This window comes from Rhizobium sp. CIAT894 (genome assembly GCF_000172795.2).
Lineage (GTDB): Bacteria > Pseudomonadota > Alphaproteobacteria > Rhizobiales > Rhizobiaceae > Rhizobium.
On record NZ_CP020947.1, the window covers coordinates 2,765,890 to 2,783,057 of the forward strand.

Genomic DNA, 17,168 nt, shown 5'->3' on the forward strand with positions numbered 1-17,168 from the left:
CGCCGCCCGAACCAATCTTTTGGAGATCAACATGAGTACGGCAAAAACAGTCATCATCACGGGCGCCTCCCAGGGTATCGGAGCCGGGATCGTCAACGCCTTCATCGAGCGCGGCTACAATGTCGTCGCCACCTCACGCCAGGTCAGTGCCTCGGATGCCTTCAAGGCTTCCGATCGGCTGGTGCTCGTCGACGGCGATATCGGCGATGCCGAAACCGCAGCGCGGGTGGCAAAAACCGCGATCGACCGGTTCGGCTCGATCGACGGCCTCGTCAACAATGCCGGTATCTTCCTGGCCAAGCCGTTCATCGACTTCACGATGGCCGACTTCCGGACATTGTCCTCTACCAATCTCGAAGGCTTCATCCACCTGACCCAACTGGTCGTCGGGCAGATGCTCACACAGAAAATCGGCGGCAGCGTCGTCAGCATCACCACGCCATTGACCGATCATCCGATCGCCGGCTTCTCCGCCTCGGTGTCGATGATGACGAAAGGCGGCATCAACGCCATCTCCAAGAACCTGGCGATGGAATATGCCAGCGAGAGAATTCGCTTCAATATCGTCGCGCCCGGTGTGGTGGACACGCCGCTGCATAAGGACAATCCGAAGGATTTCCTGAGCACGCTGTCACCGATGGCAGGCATTTCCAACGTCGAGGAGATCGTCGACGCAGTCGTCTTTCTTACCGAAGCGCCGCGCGTAACCGGGGAGGTGCTGCACGTCGATGGCGGCGCACATCTGGGCAAATGGTAAACCATCAGAAAGCGTTGGCAGCCGGCGCAGAACGACGGCTGCAGGAACTCGGCATCCCTCTTCCCCCGCCGCCGACACCCTTCGGGGCCTATGTCGAGGCCCTTAGGACCGGCAATCTGGTCTTCTTCAGCGGCATGCTGCCGGTCGTCGGCCATGAGCCACGCCATATCGGCCGCGTCGGTGGCGCGCTGACACCGGAAGATGGCAGGAAGGCGGCGGAAACCGCGACGCTCAGCGCGCTTGCGGCCGCCAGGGAGTATCTCGGCTCGCTGGACCGGGTCGTCAGGGTCGTCAAGCTCGGTGTCTATATCGCCACCGAAGGCGATTTCCGCGACCATCCGAGGGTCGCGGACGGAGCATCGGAAATGCTGCTTCAAATCTTCGGTGAAGAAAAGCTCTCAGGCCGCGTCGTGCTCGGCGTCGCCAGCCTTCCCCTCGGCGTGCCGATCGAGCTTGAGCTTGTTCTCGAGGTCGAGGATTGAAAACAGCCCGCGGCAACGATAATTGGCCGGGCATTCTTAGACATGCCCGGCGACACCGCTCCCGCCTCGTCCTTCGAGGTTTCAGCCTCTGGCCATCTGCCTGCGTCCAAGTTGAACATGACAATCAGTTCTCTTGGAAAACCAACCAAGCAACAATAAGCCGAAGCTTGGTGGATCAATTAGGATAACGTGGCCATTGCATTAATTGTTGTTTTTCCTTTCAATTTTTGAAAAAACAACTTCAATCCGCGCATTGACATCATCGTCAAACTTTATATGTCCACTTTCAATACAACGTCGCAACTTAGCCAGGGGCGATACTGACAGCGTAAAATCGTCAACTTCGTTTAAGGCGTTTTCTAATATATCAAGATTGCTCTCAAATTTCGAGCGATCAATGGACGCGGTGATTAAGCAATGCATCGCAGCGATGGTAACCGACATCGGTGTACCTAGTCGGGACTGCAAAGAATCTAAAAAATAAAGAGAACCCGTATAGTCGAGCGATACGTAGCAAGAAATTGCTTTATTAATTTGCGAAAAAGGCTTCGATGCCCCGTTGTCCTGTGCTTTTGAGTATAATTCAAAAGCACTTACTCCATCTCCACTTTCAATAAATATGTTTGCTTGCCTAGTCAGCGCATTTGGGTCTTCATACTCACTTGAAACATCTCCTGTTATGCTTTCCGATAGCGCTCCTTCGATGAATTGCTCTCTCAGCTTTTGGGCCACAGCATCGGTAGGCGCCAAACCTAGTGCGAGATCAATATCTGAAAGAGCGCCCTGACGATCCCCCGAGAGAAATTTTGCTCTAGCCCTTCCTAGATAGAGAGTGTGCATATTCGGGGACAAAGAAATTTTGTCATTATATAGTAAAATTGCTTCCGAATACCTCTTAGATCTAACCAGAGCAGCAACAGGCTCATCAGAATCCGAAATATTTTTTGAAATATTCGCTCTAGTTACTTCGTTCTGCAACTGCTCATCAATTGTTTTCTTCAGCCTTGCGTCTTCATCCTGAATTGCTTGGAACTCTCGATCGGCTATCTCAAGAAGGCCAGCTAGCGCAATAAATTTCCGCTCAAGTGATCGCGGCACATCGGATTGGTTTTTATACTGTATATCGTGCTCAATTTCCGCCCAAGCATGCTGAAGTACAGTTCTGATTTGAATTTCACATATCAATCCGGAATATTTTTTGTTTTCTGCAAGGACGAGACGATTTTCAGGGAATTGAACTAGATAATGTATGCTCTGATAACCAAATTTCCCTTCTTTATAGCGTTCCTCTCCAACATCTCTCTTTTCAACAATATCGAAGTTACCAACTATAAATCTATCAACTTTTTCAAGATCTTTCAAGGTATACGTTATTATTCTAACGCCAGCGAGATCAGTAATCTCCGAAAGAGGCAAGCTATACTTCTTATAATCGCCATTTAATTTGCCGGCCTTATTAAGAAAGCTTTCGATATTTTTAGCTCTTGAGGAAATATTTTGAAAATAAATTCCCGATTCTTCGAATGATTCAACAATTATGCGTCTCGTCTCATCGCAGAGTTTTTCATAACGGGGCCGTATTTCCGCATATTGCTCAGCTAAACCAACCATTTGTTCTGCCACCATAAGTCACCATGTAAGAAAACTACGTGTTTGCAATTGTAAAATCGAAGACAACTATTAGTCAACTGCGCGGGCAAGCGATTAAGCTGTATTGAAATCATAGGGCCTCAGTAGCGGTTCAGTCTCTCGCCACCACCTTCCCACGTGGGTATCCGCCATGATCTCACCGCGCCGCTCTATTCCAGATTACTTAGAGGAGGCCTCCGCAAGCTTCATGGGCAACCACGACCGCGATCAGAATTGGATTGCCGCAAGAAAGATGCTTGCGATAATGAGTCCAAATCAGGAACCGCTTGTCACACCGCCGCCAGCAACAGCACATAGGCAATGACACTCACCATCAAGCCCCGAAACGCGAAGGTGACGCAGCGGTACTTGTTGCGAGCGATGGCGGAGAGGATGTTGGCGTTTTCGAAGTACTGGTCGAAGAGGTAACGCTCGTCGCGGCGAAGAGCAGCGTCGAAGAACATGTCGCGATGCTTTGGCCAGGCACCCCAGAACAGCGAGGTGGAGGCGCCGAGGCGACGCGGCAGCACGACGAGAATCGCCGACAGGATGGAGAAGACCGAGGCTGCGGCCAGCAGGCCGGAGAACAGCATGCTCCCCACCGAGCTGCCGGTGTAACGCGCCAGGCTGAAGACGGCCCTCACCTCACTGGAGCTCACCAGAAAGGCGAGCATAAAAGTAAAGATATAGGCGGCTTTTTGATCGGATATCTTGATCTGATCGTAAAATATGTCGTTGATTTTCTTGATATGATCAAAATATTCAGTGCTGACGTCCCCACTTGAGGGATTGCTCAGCATAACCTCAGTCGCACTTTCGAATTCGCTCACGTCAATACTCCACCCCAAAAGTGTTTCCCTGATAGTACACTTTGGAACGAAAGCAAGAACACGTGTGCAACATGCTTGACTTTTTCCCTCTACACGGACAAAGGGGAAGCGCGGGTATGGGGTTGAGGTCATGCGGGGGCATTCCAAACACATCTTTCGCGCAGGGGTGGCGCTGGCGCTTGCACTGCCTGCTTTGGGGCAGCCGGCAATGGCCGATCCCGTGCAGCGGGCAACGCCGGTCGCCGGTTCGGTCATCGCCCGCAAGACGGGCGAAGAGGTTCGCTTTATCGACGTATCGGACTGGCGGATCGTCGACATCAACCAGGATCTTTTGACCGGCGACGTGCTGCGAACCAATGCCAACGGCCAGCTCGCCATCGTCTTTTCCGATCACACCCAGGTCCGCCTCGGCCGCAATTCCTCGTTGCAGGTCAAGAAGATGGCGGCGACCGGCGATACGGTGCTCAATCTCCAATCCGGCACCATCTGGGCACGCGCCGAGCGCGGCGGCCAGGGCCTGACTGTGGAAACCCCGGCCGCCGCCGCCGCTATTCGCGGCACGGACTGGACGATGACCGTCGACGGCGCCAAGACCTCGATGATCGTGCTCGAAGGCCGCGTGGCGCTCTCCAACCCGCAGGGCAGCGTCGAGGTCAGCGAGGGTGAAGGGGCGGTCGCCACCATCGGCCAGGCGCCGCACAAGATCATTAGCGTCAATCCTGACGACCGCGAGCAGATGCTCTTCTATCTCGATCTGCGCGACGGCTTCGATCTGATGCCGACTTCGCCCCTGCGGGCCGATCGCATGGCGACGGAGCGCCGCCGCCTGCTGGCACTGCCGCCGGAGCGCCGCACCACCGAAGACTGGCTGGAACTCGCGGAAGTGCAGAGCGCTTTCGACGGACGCCAGGCTGCGACCGCAACGCTGCAAAATATCCGCGGCCGCAGGCTGACGGCAGCCCAGCAGGCGCGCGTCGACCTGATCGACGCCACCATCGCCGGCTCCGAAAAGCGCTATGGCGATGCCGCCAGGCTCTTCCAGAAGGCTCTGCCGCATCTCGATCCGATACGCCGTAACATGGCGCAATATGGCGGCTATTTCGCCCGTTCGCTTGCCGATCCCAAGCATGCCGAGCCGCCGCCGGCCACTAGCGCCGGCCCCTACGGTGCGATCATGCAGGCCTATACGACAGGCTTCCTGCAAAACCCGCGCGCAGCGCTCGAGATCATCAAGAAAGCCGAACAGCGCTATCCCGACGATCCGACCCTGCCGGCGGTCCGCGCCCAGCTGGCGCAGCTCACCGACGACCGCGAACAGATGAAGGAAGCGATCGAACGCTCGCTGACGCTCGACCCTGACCATCCGATGGCGCTCTCCGCTCGCGCGAGCTACAAGGCGGTCTATCAGAGCGACATCAACGGTGCGCTTGCCGATCTGAACCGCGCCATCGAACTTGCCCCCGGCGCATCAGGCACGCTGAATTCGCTCGGCCTGCTGGAGAGTTCGCGCGACGCCAATGGCGAAGCGGAAAAGGCCTTCAGGAAGGCGATCGAACTCGATCCGCAGGACCCGCTGCTGCACGCGAACTTGGCAATACTCTATCTCGACCAGGGGCGGATGAAGGAGGCCAAGCGCGAGATCGATACCTCAATCGCCCTCGATCCATCCTTCGATCTCGTCCTGCTCGCCCGCGGCCGCTATTACCTGCAGACCGGCGAGCGCGATAAGGCCCTGCAGGATCTGCTCGCCGCCAGCACGGCCAATCCGGCGCATTCGCAGTCGCAGGTGATGCTCGCCGCCGCCCATTACGAAAAGGGCGACCGTATCCCCTCACAGCAGGCGCTCGATAATGCCGACCGGCTCGACAAGAACGACCCGGTTATCTCGGCATTCCGCACTGCCGTCGATATCGACGACTACGACGCGGACGGTGCGATCCGCAACGCGCAGGAGTTCCTGCGCCGCTCGCGCGCCCGCGGCGGCGATTACAGCGGCCTCGGCGCCAATGCGAGCGCCGGCTCGACCCTGAACGACGCCTTCCGGCTGCAGGGGCTGGATGCCTGGGGGCGCTATTACGGCGATGCGGTTTTCGATCCCTTCGAAGGCAGCGGCTATGTCGACCAGTCGATCAAGGGCAGTATCTTTCCTTTCGTCAACGCGACGAACTTCAGCGACGACAATATCATCCAGAACCGCGACAATGCGTCGAGCTATTCATCCTTCATCCAGGGCCTGCTGCTCTCTCCGCATATGCTGTCCGGCCGCTCGCGCTCGGCAACCCTATTCGACGTGCCCTTCATCGAAGGCTCTCTCGGCGGCGGTATCAACAGCGTCGACGGCCATACCAGACGCATTGGCGAAGCCGATATCCAGGGCTATTCCAACGAGACGATCCCGATCAGCTTCTACGGCAATCTGACCTGGGAAGAGCTGGCGCTCGACCGCGACTACCGGGATTTCGGCGGTGTTCAGACAGACAACAAGCTCCTGAGCGCCAACGGTTATCTGACCGCAACCGTCACGCCGGATGATCGCGTGGTAGCCTTCGTCAATCATGGCAAGAACGATGGAACGCTGAACGCGCAGACGCAGGGCACGACGCTGACGGACCTGTTCAATTTGGCGGGCATTCCGATCAGGACGACGGTATTGCCGGAGTATATCGGCCGCAATGTCGAGAACGAGCTAACCTATGCCGGCATCGGCTGGAGCCACACCTTCGCCTATGAAAACATATTGAACGGAGCATTCCTCTATTCGGAAAGCAAGTCGCGAACGGCAATCTCTCTTCTGACCGACGATGCCCCGATTTTACCTCTGCCCGACCCGGACATCATCCCTGTCCTGGACACGACCAAGGACACCTCCTCCAAGACCTACATCGGGGCTCTCAGTCATTCCATCGGCAGCGGGCCGCTGACCTGGCGGTACGGTATCGAAGGCGGTTGGATCGATACCAGCACGACCACCGCCTCCCGTATCCATGAACTTGTTCCTCTCGTCCCGCTTATCCCGGAAACCACAGATGGCCCGGACACATTCAGCAATCGCGTCAACATTGCTCGCGCCTATGTCGACGTGCTGCATGAGATAACGCCCGATCTCAAGGGTGAATACGCCTTGTTTGCCACGCGCCTGGAAGGCGACGGCATCGATATCAGCCGGTTGGAGCCGCGCTTCGGCCTCGCCTGGACGCCGATTCAAAACCACTGGCTGCGTGCCGCCTTCATGCGTCAAAGCTTTGATACCACCGTGCCGACGCTTGCGCCGATCGGCATACTCGGCCTGCAGGCCAACCAGTTCTCCACCAATCCGCAAGGCTATACGGATACGGTCGCCCTGCAATGGGATGCCGAATGGACCGACCGCTTCTTCACTTCGGTCGAGTACCAGCATCAGGAACTGCACGATTTCTCGATCGATTTGCCGCTGATCTCGCTTCCGTCCGATACCAGCCTGCCGATCTCGCGCGGCAGCATCGATCGCGTTGCCGTCACCGCCAACGTCGCGCTCGGCAGCGGTTTCGGCCTTTCGGCCACCTATGCCTATATGGATTCGGAAAACAGGGATCCACTCGAGCCGATCTATGGCGGTCCCCTTCCCTTCATACCGCAGAATTCGGGGCAGATTGCGCTGACCTGGGTCAACGAAGCCAAGGTCAAGGCAACGGTTGCCGCCAACTATATCGGCGAGCGCGACGGCGATCGCTTCGGCACCAAGCTCGACGATTACTGGAGCATCGACGCCCACCTGGTCTGGGAACCCTTCGACAAGCGGATCGAGCTGGAGGCGGCTGCCTATAACCTGCTCGACGAAGACTTCGAAATAACGCCCGGCGTGCCCGGCTGGGGCCGCGCCTTCAAGGGCACGCTCAAAGTCCGTTTCTGATGCGGGACAAACCTCGGCAGGCCAGGCAGATCACGAGCCGCCATCTCCGGCTGCTCGTGCTGTCGCTGGCCACGCTGATCGCCATTTCGCTCTTGTCGCGCCTGCCCGCCTGGTCGCTGCTGGAGCTCAGAAGCTTCGATTACCTTTCGACGTTCGACGATCCGCGCCCGCCGCAGGACGGGCCCGTGATCGTAGCGATCGACGAGCCTTCACTGGCCGATATCAACGCGCAATGGCCCTGGCCGCGCAGCCTGCATGCCGAGCTGGTGAGACAGTTGCGCGCAGCCGGCGCCCGTGCCATCGGCCTCGATATCATCATGGCCGAACCCTCCAATCCCGACAATGACGCGGCAATCACCGAGGCCGTCGGCGCCGACGTCGTGCTGGCCGGCGACGAAACGCTGATCGAGACGCCGCAGGCCTCGCAGCTGATCCGTGCCACACCGCTGCCGCAGCTGATCGAAGCGGGTGCGGTGACCGGCATCGCCTCGATCGATCTCAGCGGCGACGGCATCTTCCGGCGCATTCCAGGTTACGAGGACGGCTTTGCCGCCATGCTGGCGAAAACGTCGGGAACGACACACGCATCCGTGCCGGCCGGTCGGCTCATCCAATCCCTAGGCCCGGCACGCAGCTATCCCACCGTCTCCTATTACCAGGCGCTCGACCCTGAAAATCTGCTGCCGCCGGATTATTTCAAGGACCGCGTCGTGCTGGTCGGCCTCAGCCTGCAGAACGCGCCCGAGATCGACAAGCGCGGTGTCGATGCCTTTGCGACACCCTATACCGTCCACACCGGCAAACTCGTCTCCGGCGTCGAGATTCAGGCGACAATCTACGACAACATCCGCCGCGGCTTGTCGATCGCCGAAGCCCGGCTGCCGACGGTCGCCGCCTGCATTCTGATCTCGGTGCTGCTGGCCGCCACAACCGTCTGGCGCTCGACCGGATGGCTGACGATCGTCACCAGTGCGGCCGCTCTGCTGGCCTTTGCGGCCGTCAGCTTTGCCGGCATCCGGCTTGCCCATGTCTTCGTCTCGCCGCTTGGCCCCACAATCGCCTATATCGCGGTCGCCTTCGGCCAGGCGGCCTTCGACTATGCCGAGGAGCGCCGCAACAAGCGGCAGATCATCCGCGCCTTCGCCCAATATATCTCACCCGATCTCGTCCGGCGGCTGTCGAACGATCCCTCGCAGTTGAAGCTCGGCGGCGAACGGCGCACGCTCTCCGTGCTGTTTTCCGACGTACGCGGCTTCACCACCATCGCCGAGACGCTGAGGGACGATCCGGAGCAACTGACCGGCCTGATCAACCGGCTGCTGACGCCGCTTTCCGACGTGGTGATGGATCACGGCGGCACGATCGACAAATATATGGGCGATTGCATCATGGCCTTCTGGAATGCGCCGCTCGACGATCCCGACCATGCGCTCCACGCGGTCAGAGCCGCACTCGCCATGCAGGCAGCGATATCGCGGCTCAACGGCCAGCTGGAGCGGGAGGCGGCGACACGCGGAGAAAAGCCGCATGTTTTGAAGATGGGCGTCGGCATCAACACCGGCGAATGCATCGTCGGCAACATGGGCTCGACCCGCCGCTTCGACTATTCCTGCCTCGGCGACAGCGTCAACCTCGCCTCCCGCCTCGAAGGCGCCTCGAAGAATTACGGCGTGGCGCTGCTGCTCGGCGAGGAGACGGCCAGGCTGGTCACTGAGACCTACACCGTCGTCGAGCTCGACCGCATCATCGTCAAAGGCCGCACCGTCCCCTCGCCCATCTTCACCGTCGTGCATAAGGCCGACGCCGAAGCACTCGCCGCCCACCAGGCCTTCATCGACGCCAAATATGCCGCGACGCTTGCGCCGTCCGACCCGGTCTTTGATCGGCTGAGTGCTGAGATACCGGAGCTTGCCGCCTATTATGCGATCGTGCGGGATGAGCTGGCCGAATCCGGCGGGGAATGACGGATCGTCGGAGCGGGCTAACGCAACCGGTAACGTCTATTGACACCAAGCGGGATCCCGATCGCCTGCAATCTACTGCTTCTCGATGTCAAATCCATAGGCCCGCTGAACGAGCGCAACGCGAATTTCGTATCGGGAATACCAGTCTTGGCGTCCTCGACGTTGTGCCTCGAGGTGATCGACGACGGACTTCCAGTTGCGAATGCTTGCTTCGTCTTTCCAGTAGGAGATCAATATTCCGAAGCCATCTGCTCCGCGAGCACTTTCGAAACCCAGATAGCCCGGCTGCCGGCTCGCGAGTTCGGTCATTGCATAACCCATCTCGCCATAACCATCGTCTATCTCGGTTCGCTGAGACGTAAAGCTCACCATGTAATATGGAGGTTCCGGTAGAGAAGAAATGCGCATACAGCATCTCGCTTGTAGCCGATAGACAGGCAGTTCGACCACACTCTCAGAGATTGCGGGTGGATTCAAGCGCGACCAAGCCGCGCCGTCGGCAGATGAAACGAAACAACCATTCCAAAGCTTTCGGTGCGAGCAATTGCTATCCGGTCGGACGTTTATCGATCGTATGGAGATTGGTCGGCGCGCCGTGCAGCATTACCTCGCGTTCGAAACGGAAGCCGCATTTCTCAAGAATCCGTTTAGACGCGGCATTGGCCGAGCGGACCAACCCGATCACACGGTTCGCATGCAGGTCGTCAAAGGCAAAGGCCAAGGTTTCTCTGACCAGTTCCGTGGCGTACCCCCGCCCCCAGCTTTCGGGCTGCAGATGATAGGAAAGATTGAGGCCGTCGAAATCTCTCGAATTGGTCACGCCCCCGAAACCGATCAACGCATCCTCCGTCTCAACCGCCCAGCGCCCGAAGCCGTGCTCTTCCCAATGCTTGATATCGCGCGCAAGCCGCTCCGCACTTTCCTCCGGCGAGTCCGGCCGGGGCACGGGCCGATGCGCGACCAATTCCGGCCGTGAAAAAAGTTCGGTCAGGAAATGAATATCCGCCGGCTCAGGAATTCTGAGCCTCAACCTCGTCGTCAGCCTCATTGCCGGCGACGCAGCGCCATTGAATTCTCTGTCACGCATCTCTCATCCAGTTCCGAAAACCGATGCGGACCTATCTGGAGGTCACATCTCGACGAGCGTCTGCTTATCGTTATCCAACAGCCTAACGATCCGCTGCCCGCAGCCTCGCAATTTCAGGGGCAACCACTGCGATGAACAGTCCGGGATCGCCGAGCGCCCTCGCAGAGAGCATCGCGCCATGGACCGAAGCCATCAGCATTTGCGCCTGCTCTTCCGGCCGCCTGTCCAGCCGGAACAGGCCCTGCTCGACGCCTGCCTGCAGCACGGAGGTAAGCCATGCCGCCAGCCCCTGGAAATGGGCGCGGACGCGTGAGGCGACATCGTCCGGCAGCATCTGCACTTCGCTCGCCAGCATCGCGCAGACGCAGAAAGGCTGCGAGGCATCGCGAATGCATGTGTGCCAATAGTTGATGTAGAGATGCAATTGATCGGCGGGGCTTGCAGCCTGCTCGCGCAGCGACTGCAAACCCGCCTCCGCCTGCTTGACGTAACGATCCACCAGCACCGAAGCCAGCTCCGCCTTTGTCGGAAAATGATGGTGGATGCTAGCCTTCCTGATGCCGATCGCAGCCGAGATGTCGGCATAGCTGAAGCCGTTATAGCCGCCCGCCACGATAAGCGACTGGGCGATGTCGAGAATTTTGTCGGACGTCGAAGCCGTTGATTTCATAGAGCCGCCTACCTTCTGGTAGACAGATTGTCAAGTCTTTCGCTGCATCGCCGTCATCACAAGAAGGTGTGCGGCCGCGGCGTTGACTCCGCTTTTAATCTACCTACTAGTAGGCAGATAATCACGAAGGAACCTGCCGATGCAAACTCAATCTTCCCTCCAGCCAGACTGGCTGAGATCCTACTATTTCACGCGCGCCGCCTTCTCGGTGATTTGGATTGCTGCCGCCATTCTCCTTGCCGGGCAGCCACGCGCCGCGGCCTTTCTGCTGGTGGTCTATCCCCTGTGGGATGCGCTGGCCAATCTGGTCGACGCCCGGGTCAATGGCGGCCTGCAGGCCAACCCGTCCCAGACGTTGAACGTCGCCATCAGCACCGTCACGGCGCTCGCCGTCGCCATTGCGCTTGGCCGCAGCAACGACGCGGTGCCGGCCGTGTTCGGGACTTGGGCGATCCTCTCGGGCCTGTTACAGCTCTATACCGGCGTAACGCGCTGGGGCATCTACGGCGCCCAATGGGTCATGATCCTGAGCGGCGCGCAATCGGCCCTTGCCGGCGGCTACATGATCAGCCAGTCCTTTGCCGCCGCCGCGCCGACGATCCTCGATATCGTGCCCTATGCCGGGTTCGGCGCCTTCTACTTCCTGCTGTCATCGATCTGGCTTGTCGTCGCAGCCCGTCGCAACGCACAAGCATAGGCGCTGCCGGTCGGCGCGGCGGCGATCTGACGTATTGCCGCCGCCGCTCATTCCCATGCTTCCGGCGGAGTTTTGCGGGAGACGCCCACCGTCTTTCGCGCTATGAAGAGTGGTCAGAATTCCCGCCCATAGACCCCGAGGTCACTCCCATGGCTTTGAAAGTTCTCTTCATTGGCGGCACCGGCCAAATCTCCCATCCATGTGTCGAACGCGCCGTTGCCGAGGGCCATCATGTCAGCGTCTTCAATCGCGGCTTGAGAAGCGCCGCCTTGCCCGCCGGGGTCACCTCGATCATCGGGGAGCTCGGTTCGGACGCCTATACCAATCTCGCCAGGGCCAATTATGATGTCGTCTGCCAGTTCATCGCCTTTACCAGGGATCAGGTGGCGCGCGATATCGAGGTCTTCTCGGGCAATTGCGGCCAGTACATCTTCATCTCCTCGGCCTCGGTCTATGAAAAACCGCCGCGTCATTACGTGATCACCGAGGAGACGCCGGCGATCAATCCCTACTGGCCCTACAGCCAGGCCAAGATCGCCTGCGAGGAACTGCTCCGGAAATCCGGCAATCTCGCCTGGACGATCGTCCGCCCCAGCCACACCGTCCGCACCGGCCTGCCGATCATGATGGGCGACAGCGACATCATGGCGAGACGCATGCTGGATGGCGACCCCGTCATCGTGGCGGGCGACGGCCATACGCCTTGGACGCTCACCCGCTCGGTCGACTTCGCCGTGCCTTTCGTCGGCCTTTTCGCCAAACAGGCGGCGCTCCGCGAAATTTTCCACATTACCTCGGACCGCGCCCATATCTGGGACGATATCCAGAAGACGATCGCTAGATTGCTCGGCGTGGAAGCCAAGATCGTGCACGTGCCGACGGATACGCTGATCAGATACAATCCGGAATGGATCGGCCCGCTCCTCGGCGACAAGGCCTGGACGGCCATCTTCGACAATTCCAAGGTCAAGCGCGTGGCGGGCGATTTCACCTGCGCCGAGAGCCTGGATGAAATCCTCGCCGACTCGATCCTGCATCTCAAGCAGCGCCTGGCGAAGAGCCGCCCGCCGAAGGGGGATCTGGATGCGCTGATCGACAGGATTTGCGCGGAGCAAGGTGCGCTTGGTTAGAATATCCGCAAGGCGTGGAATGATGGCAAGCGCATCGCGGACGCGCCGCCGCCTCGTTTGTCGATGAGAATGACCGGCAAGGCACTCAGGGTCGGTACACACGCCTATTCCAGCCGGCGCGCCTCCAGCGGAGCCTCCTGCCTAAACCCATCGAAACAGCGCCCACCGTGCCGCGCTAGCTCGCTGTCGGCCAGGGCGAGGAAGCGAGCGCCGTCGCCCCCTGCTGCGAGGCGGAACGCGGCGTCGAATTCGGCTGCCAATTGCGCATCCAGCTTCCGCATGACCCGCGGCGCCCATTTCCCTCGACCGGCCCATGCGCCGCGCCCGAGGAGAATGAGATCGGCGAGCTTCTGGTGGAGTTGCGCGGCGATGGCGGCGATCTCCTCGGGAGGGCGCGCGCCACGCAGATCGTCGGCAAGGTCGGTGACCTGATAGCGCAGCATGTCGTAGCCGACCCCGGCAAGCGGTTTCGGGCCGGCCGCCAGCGTGCCTGCCGCCTGCGCCTGGATGAGGCGCGCGCGCTCGATATCCGGCCCCAATATGCTGCCAGTCGCGACCATGTTGACCATGATCGGATAACCGCTGTCGGCATCGTGATGGAGATAGTGCGCCAGCGTCTGCGGATCATGGACGAAGGCCTCGACGGGAAAACCGTCGTCAATAAATGATTCCCGCCAGGCTCTTTCCAGCGCCGGGAATACGACGACCAGATCGATATCCGAGAAGGCGGTTCCTTCGCCGCGCATGATGGAACCGGTCACAAAAACGAAAGCGGCGCCGGCAAAGCGGCTGGCGACACAGCGACGGGCAGCAGCAAGCGCCCGCTCGGCGAGAATATGTTTTGGGATATCGTCCACGATCTGGTCCTCGAATGCGGGACACGGGCGGCAACAAAAAACCCGCTCGTCTCCGGCGGGTTGGTCTTAACGGCGATGAACGGAATTCAGTTCACGCGTCTACCACCCACCGCGGCGCGGTGGTCGTAGACGTCGTCGAAACTGCAAAAACCCTGTTCATGGCCTGAACGATAGCGGTCGACCGCGATAGCGTCAATCCGCCGAAACGGGACGCCAAGACCGCTCCCCGGCGCTCTGGTTTTCGTCTAAAGCGCGTCGCGATCTTTCAGATTTGCTCCTCGCGCTTTAGGTCCTTGTTTTCGCATGTCGTTGCCGCAAAACCGCTGCACACTTTTGCGCGACATGCTCTAGGATGGCGCCAGACCCGCAAGCAAGACTCGAAAACAGGAAGAGCCGCCCATGCCCCACCCCGTCACCGTCATCCCGCGTCCCGCACCGGTTCTGCTGCCGGTGGACGGCAGCGATGAGCGATTTCCGGTGCGCCGCGTCTATTGCGTCGGGCGCAACTATGCCGACCATGCGATCGAGATGGGCCATGATCCCTCCCGCGAGCCGCCCTTTTTCTTCCAGAAGAATGCCGATAACCTGCTGCCGGCAGGCCATGCTTTTCCTTATCCGCCGCTCTCGAACGATGTGCATTACGAGGTCGAATGCGTTCTGGCGCTGAAATCCGGCGGCGCTGACATTCAGGCCGCAGACGCGCTCGACTGCATTTACGGCTATGCCGTCGGCATCGATTTCACCCGTCGAGACCTGCAGGGCGAGGCAAAGAAGCTCGGCCGCCCCTGGGAGGTCGGCAAGGCCTTCGAACATTCCGCCCCTGTCTCGCCGATCGTTCCGGCAAGCCGCATCGGTCACCCCTCGCAGGCAAGGATCTGGCTGGAACAGAACGGCAGCCGAGTCCAGGATGGCGATCTCAACCAGATGATCTGGAAGGTGCCGGAGATCATCGCCGAACTGTCGAAGCTCTTCACCCTCGCACCGGGTGATGTCATCATGACCGGCACGCCGGCCGGCGTCGGCGCCGTCGCCAGGGGTGATCGCATCAATTGCGGGATCGACGGCATCGCCATCCTGTCGGTCGAAGTCGTCTGAGGAGAAAGCCATGCCCGTCTACGCACTTGGCGGATCGGCGCCGAAACTGCCCGCTGCCGGACTCTATTGGATTGCACCGGATGCCCATGTTATCGGTCAGATCGAACTCGGCGAGAGTGTCGGCATCTGGTTCGGCGCCGTGCTGCGCGGCGACAACGAAAAGATCACGATCGGCGAAGGCACCAACGTCCAGGAAGGTGTGATGGCCCATACCGACATGGGCTTCCCGCTGACGACAGGCAAAGGCTGCACCATCGGCCACCACGCCATCCTTCACGGCTGCATCCTGGGCGACAACGTGCTGATCGGCATGGGCGCCACCATCCTGAACGGCGCGAAGATCGGTAACAACTGCCTGGTTGGAGCCAATGCGCTGGTGACCGAAGGCAAGGAATTCCCCGACAATTCCCTGATCGTCGGAGCGCCTGCCCGCGTCGTGCGCGTGCTCGACGCGGCGGCGATCGAAGCCATTCGTCGCTCGGCCGAAAACTACGTCGCCAACTGGCAGCGCTTCGCCCGCGATCTCAAGCAGATCGGATGAGATAGGCAACTCAGAAGTAGTGGCCAACCTGACGCGCTTAAGCCGCACGCCACCGCAATAGCAGCCCAGGGCTGCTTTCATTGAAAAACCGCCCTACTCGGCAGCTTCCAGAAATTGGCTGTTTCGCGAGGAGGCAGCAAGCGCCTGGACCCTGGCTTCGGCCTTGGCGATCAGTTGATAGAATTCGTCCTGCGCTTCGACATCCAGTTGGATGACGGCGTTGACGTCGTCAGGCGTATCGCAAACGCAGGCGACCGCCGAAATGGGACAGATGCCGCCGGGATAACGCTTGCCGGTGCCGGTATAGGCTCGACGGCTCCAACGCTCGGAATAGACCGTCTCTTCCCGCTCGAGATGCAGGATCGTTCCCTTGCAAGCGGTCACGATAGCCGCCTTGCCGTAGGCGAACCAATGATAGTTCAGCTTCCGGAGAATATATTTGCCAGTGATATCCTCGCCAGCCAGTTCGGCGGGATTTTCTATCATTCTGATCATGACAGCTTCCTCAACGTTTAAGCAATATCCGTCATGTCGTCGCGCGCAGCAAGCCGAAAAACGCAGCTTTTGGAGACACTTAGTCACAAAGTGTTTCCGATTCTTACACCAATTACTCCCCGAACGGTTCGTCGGCCACACAATTCTTCGTCGAATTTACTGCCACCTGCTACCAATTTCGCCGCTGGATGCGGCGGCGACGTCAGCATTCCCTATGGCTTTTGCGCCATCAAAATGAGATTTATCTCAGCTTTAAGTCGAATAACGCAACCGTAGCAGCGCTTCACGTGCCAGCTCGTCTACCCCTTCCAAACGGTCGGTCATCACCCCATCGCGTGGCGATGCGCCTGGCAGCGGCGTGCGTGCCGCCTCGGCTTCCAGGTCAGGAGAACTCTCCCGCGCGAGGACCGGCAAGCGTCACGCGCCAACCCGTTCGCGATTGGAAATCCTGGGTGGCCAGAAACGTATAGCCCGTGGCGCGCCATGGCTTCACCGCGCCGGTCAGATTGTCGAGCACATAATCGCCGGCGTCCGTCCGGGCGACGAGAACCACATGGTTTTGATCATGCGGTCCGATGACAACGGAAAGCGCCAACCTGTTCGATGGATAACCAGCCTCGATCAGGTCCTTCATCTTCTGGAGAGCGTAGTCCTCGCAGTCGCCTCGGCCGGCAACCGGCAGAGACCAGACGTCCCCGTTTCCGGAAGACGAGCGATCTTCCGCCGAAATGATACGTCCGTTTACGGCACGATTGACCTTTTGAAGAAGTGCAATGGCCGTCTGTTCGTCCAACTGTTGTGCCGCCATCCGGCCGCACAGCCACTTGTACTTGGCGCAGGCCCCGGCAAATCCCACCGGTGCGCCGATGCTTCGCGTCACAGGCAGCGACGATCCGGCAACTGCCTGAAAATGCGGAATAATTACCAAAAGGGCAGCAAGAAAAAGGAGACGCTTCATGGCCGATTCGCTCTGTTCGTAGCGGAAGGATAACACAGTCAGTATAAAAATTTATTAAAATTTTATACTTGCGAATTTAACTGTATT

16 protein-coding genes are annotated in these 17,168 nt (G+C 59.2%); 8 read left to right on the forward strand and 8 right to left on the reverse strand.

Annotated elements, in window-relative coordinates; translation table 11 throughout:
- Nucleotides 1-31: 31 nt before the first annotated feature.
- The gene (locus tag RHEC894_RS13770) at nucleotides 32-757 is read left to right on the forward strand and encodes an SDR family oxidoreductase (RefSeq protein WP_085738979.1); all 726 of its coding nucleotides are present in this window, start codon (nucleotides 32-34) and stop codon (nucleotides 755-757) included.
- A complete protein-coding gene (locus tag RHEC894_RS13775; protein WP_085737677.1) occupies nucleotides 751-1,239 on the forward strand; it encodes a RidA family protein in 489 nt (162 codons plus the stop codon). Before RHEC894_RS13770 ends, RHEC894_RS13775 begins: the two co-directional genes overlap by 7 nt.
- Nucleotides 1,240-1,440: 201 nt before the next feature.
- Here RHEC894_RS13775 and RHEC894_RS13780 read toward each other — a convergent pair whose 3' ends face one another.
- Complete coding sequence (locus RHEC894_RS13780; protein WP_164517689.1) at nucleotides 1,441-2,862, reverse strand: hypothetical protein; 1,422 nt, start codon at nucleotides 2,860-2,862, stop codon at nucleotides 1,441-1,443.
- Between the two features lie 296 nt (nucleotides 2,863-3,158).
- Nucleotides 3,159-3,698: a Pycsar system effector family protein gene (locus tag RHEC894_RS13785; RefSeq protein WP_085737679.1), complete on the reverse strand. Its 540-nt coding sequence runs from the start codon at nucleotides 3,696-3,698 to the stop codon at nucleotides 3,159-3,161.
- Nucleotides 3,699-3,828: 130 nt separating this feature from the next.
- Here RHEC894_RS13785 and RHEC894_RS13790 point away from each other — a divergent pair, with 130 nt between their 5' ends.
- Both RHEC894_RS13790 and RHEC894_RS13795 read left to right on the forward strand, forming a co-directional pair.
- Entirely contained in the window at nucleotides 3,829-7,587 is a 3,759-nt protein-coding gene (locus tag RHEC894_RS13790) for a FecR domain-containing protein (protein WP_085737680.1), read from the forward strand.
- Nucleotides 7,587-9,551 (forward strand): adenylate/guanylate cyclase domain-containing protein, encoded by a 1,965-nt coding sequence (locus tag RHEC894_RS13795; protein ID WP_010069663.1) that lies wholly within the window; start codon nucleotides 7,587-7,589, stop codon nucleotides 9,549-9,551. Before RHEC894_RS13790 ends, RHEC894_RS13795 begins: the two co-directional genes overlap by 1 nt.
- A gap of 72 nt (nucleotides 9,552-9,623) precedes the next feature.
- Here RHEC894_RS13795 and RHEC894_RS13800 read toward each other — a convergent pair whose 3' ends face one another.
- The 3 genes from RHEC894_RS13800 to RHEC894_RS13810 form a co-directional block, all read right to left on the reverse strand.
- A complete protein-coding gene (locus RHEC894_RS13800; protein ID WP_085737681.1) occupies nucleotides 9,624-9,959 on the reverse strand; it encodes an antibiotic biosynthesis monooxygenase in 336 nt (111 codons plus the stop codon).
- Between the two features lie 139 nt (nucleotides 9,960-10,098).
- Complete coding sequence (locus RHEC894_RS13805; protein ID WP_010069661.1) at nucleotides 10,099-10,638, reverse strand: GNAT family N-acetyltransferase; 540 nt, start codon at nucleotides 10,636-10,638, stop codon at nucleotides 10,099-10,101.
- 82 nt (nucleotides 10,639-10,720) lie between these two features.
- Nucleotides 10,721-11,308 carry a TetR/AcrR family transcriptional regulator gene (locus RHEC894_RS13810; RefSeq protein ID WP_010069660.1) on the reverse strand — a complete coding sequence of 196 codons (588 nt, stop codon included), beginning with the start codon at nucleotides 11,306-11,308 and terminating at the stop codon, nucleotides 10,721-10,723.
- 139 nt (nucleotides 11,309-11,447) lie between these two features.
- Between RHEC894_RS13810 and RHEC894_RS13815 the strand changes: the two genes are divergently transcribed.
- Entirely contained in the window at nucleotides 11,448-12,005 is a 558-nt protein-coding gene (locus tag RHEC894_RS13815; protein WP_085737682.1) for a DUF308 domain-containing protein, read from the forward strand.
- Between the two features lie 149 nt (nucleotides 12,006-12,154).
- A complete protein-coding gene (locus RHEC894_RS13820; protein ID WP_085737683.1) occupies nucleotides 12,155-13,135 on the forward strand; it encodes an SDR family oxidoreductase in 981 nt (326 codons plus the stop codon).
- A gap of 104 nt (nucleotides 13,136-13,239) precedes the next feature.
- On the opposite strand, the gene RHEC894_RS13825 is transcribed toward RHEC894_RS13820, so the two are convergent.
- Complete coding sequence (locus RHEC894_RS13825; RefSeq protein ID WP_085737684.1) at nucleotides 13,240-13,992, reverse strand: nucleotidyltransferase domain-containing protein; 753 nt, start codon at nucleotides 13,990-13,992, stop codon at nucleotides 13,240-13,242.
- 399 nt (nucleotides 13,993-14,391) lie between these two features.
- Here RHEC894_RS13825 and RHEC894_RS13830 point away from each other — a divergent pair, with 399 nt between their 5' ends.
- Both RHEC894_RS13830 and RHEC894_RS13835 read left to right on the forward strand, forming a co-directional pair.
- The gene (locus RHEC894_RS13830; protein WP_010069266.1) at nucleotides 14,392-15,087 is read left to right on the forward strand and encodes a fumarylacetoacetate hydrolase family protein; all 696 of its coding nucleotides are present in this window, start codon (nucleotides 14,392-14,394) and stop codon (nucleotides 15,085-15,087) included.
- A 10-nt stretch (nucleotides 15,088-15,097) separates the two neighbouring features.
- Nucleotides 15,098-15,628, forward strand: coding sequence for a gamma carbonic anhydrase family protein (locus tag RHEC894_RS13835; protein ID WP_085737685.1), 531 nt, complete (start codon nucleotides 15,098-15,100; stop codon nucleotides 15,626-15,628).
- 93 nt (nucleotides 15,629-15,721) lie between these two features.
- Here RHEC894_RS13835 and RHEC894_RS13840 read toward each other — a convergent pair whose 3' ends face one another.
- Nucleotides 15,722-16,123 carry a hypothetical protein gene (locus RHEC894_RS13840; RefSeq protein ID WP_010069264.1) on the reverse strand — a complete coding sequence of 134 codons (402 nt, stop codon included), beginning with the start codon at nucleotides 16,121-16,123 and terminating at the stop codon, nucleotides 15,722-15,724.
- 382 nt (nucleotides 16,124-16,505) lie between these two features.
- Entirely contained in the window at nucleotides 16,506-17,081 is a 576-nt protein-coding gene (locus RHEC894_RS13845; protein ID WP_085737686.1) for a transglutaminase-like cysteine peptidase, read from the reverse strand.
- Nucleotides 17,082-17,168 lie beyond the last annotated feature (87 nt).

Coding starts and splice junctions, on each gene's coding strand:
- RHEC894_RS13810 (WP_010069660.1), bottom strand. CDS start 11,308: ATGAAATCAACGGCTTCGACGTCCGACAAAATTCTCGACATCGCCCAG.
- RHEC894_RS13820 (WP_085737683.1), top strand. CDS start 12,155: ATGGCTTTGAAAGTTCTCTTCATTGGCGGCACCGGCCAAATCTCCCAT.
- RHEC894_RS13835 (WP_085737685.1), top strand. CDS start 15,098: ATGCCCGTCTACGCACTTGGCGGATCGGCGCCGAAACTGCCCGCTGCC.
- RHEC894_RS13815 (WP_085737682.1), top strand. CDS start 11,448: ATGCAAACTCAATCTTCCCTCCAGCCAGACTGGCTGAGATCCTACTAT.
- RHEC894_RS13845 (WP_085737686.1), bottom strand. CDS start 17,081: ATGAAGCGTCTCCTTTTTCTTGCTGCCCTTTTGGTAATTATTCCGCAT.
- RHEC894_RS13800 (WP_085737681.1), bottom strand. CDS start 9,959: ATGCGCATTTCTTCTCTACCGGAACCTCCATATTACATGGTGAGCTTT.
- RHEC894_RS13805 (WP_010069661.1), bottom strand. CDS start 10,638: ATGCGTGACAGAGAATTCAATGGCGCTGCGTCGCCGGCAATGAGGCTG.
- RHEC894_RS13840 (WP_010069264.1), bottom strand. CDS start 16,123: ATGATCAGAATGATAGAAAATCCCGCCGAACTGGCTGGCGAGGATATC.
- RHEC894_RS13795 (WP_010069663.1), top strand. CDS start 7,587: ATGCGGGACAAACCTCGGCAGGCCAGGCAGATCACGAGCCGCCATCTC.
- RHEC894_RS13775 (WP_085737677.1), top strand. CDS start 751: ATGGTAAACCATCAGAAAGCGTTGGCAGCCGGCGCAGAACGACGGCTG.
- RHEC894_RS13790 (WP_085737680.1), top strand. CDS start 3,829: ATGCGGGGGCATTCCAAACACATCTTTCGCGCAGGGGTGGCGCTGGCG.
- RHEC894_RS13830 (WP_010069266.1), top strand. CDS start 14,392: ATGCCCCACCCCGTCACCGTCATCCCGCGTCCCGCACCGGTTCTGCTG.
- RHEC894_RS13770 (WP_085738979.1), top strand. CDS start 32: ATGAGTACGGCAAAAACAGTCATCATCACGGGCGCCTCCCAGGGTATC.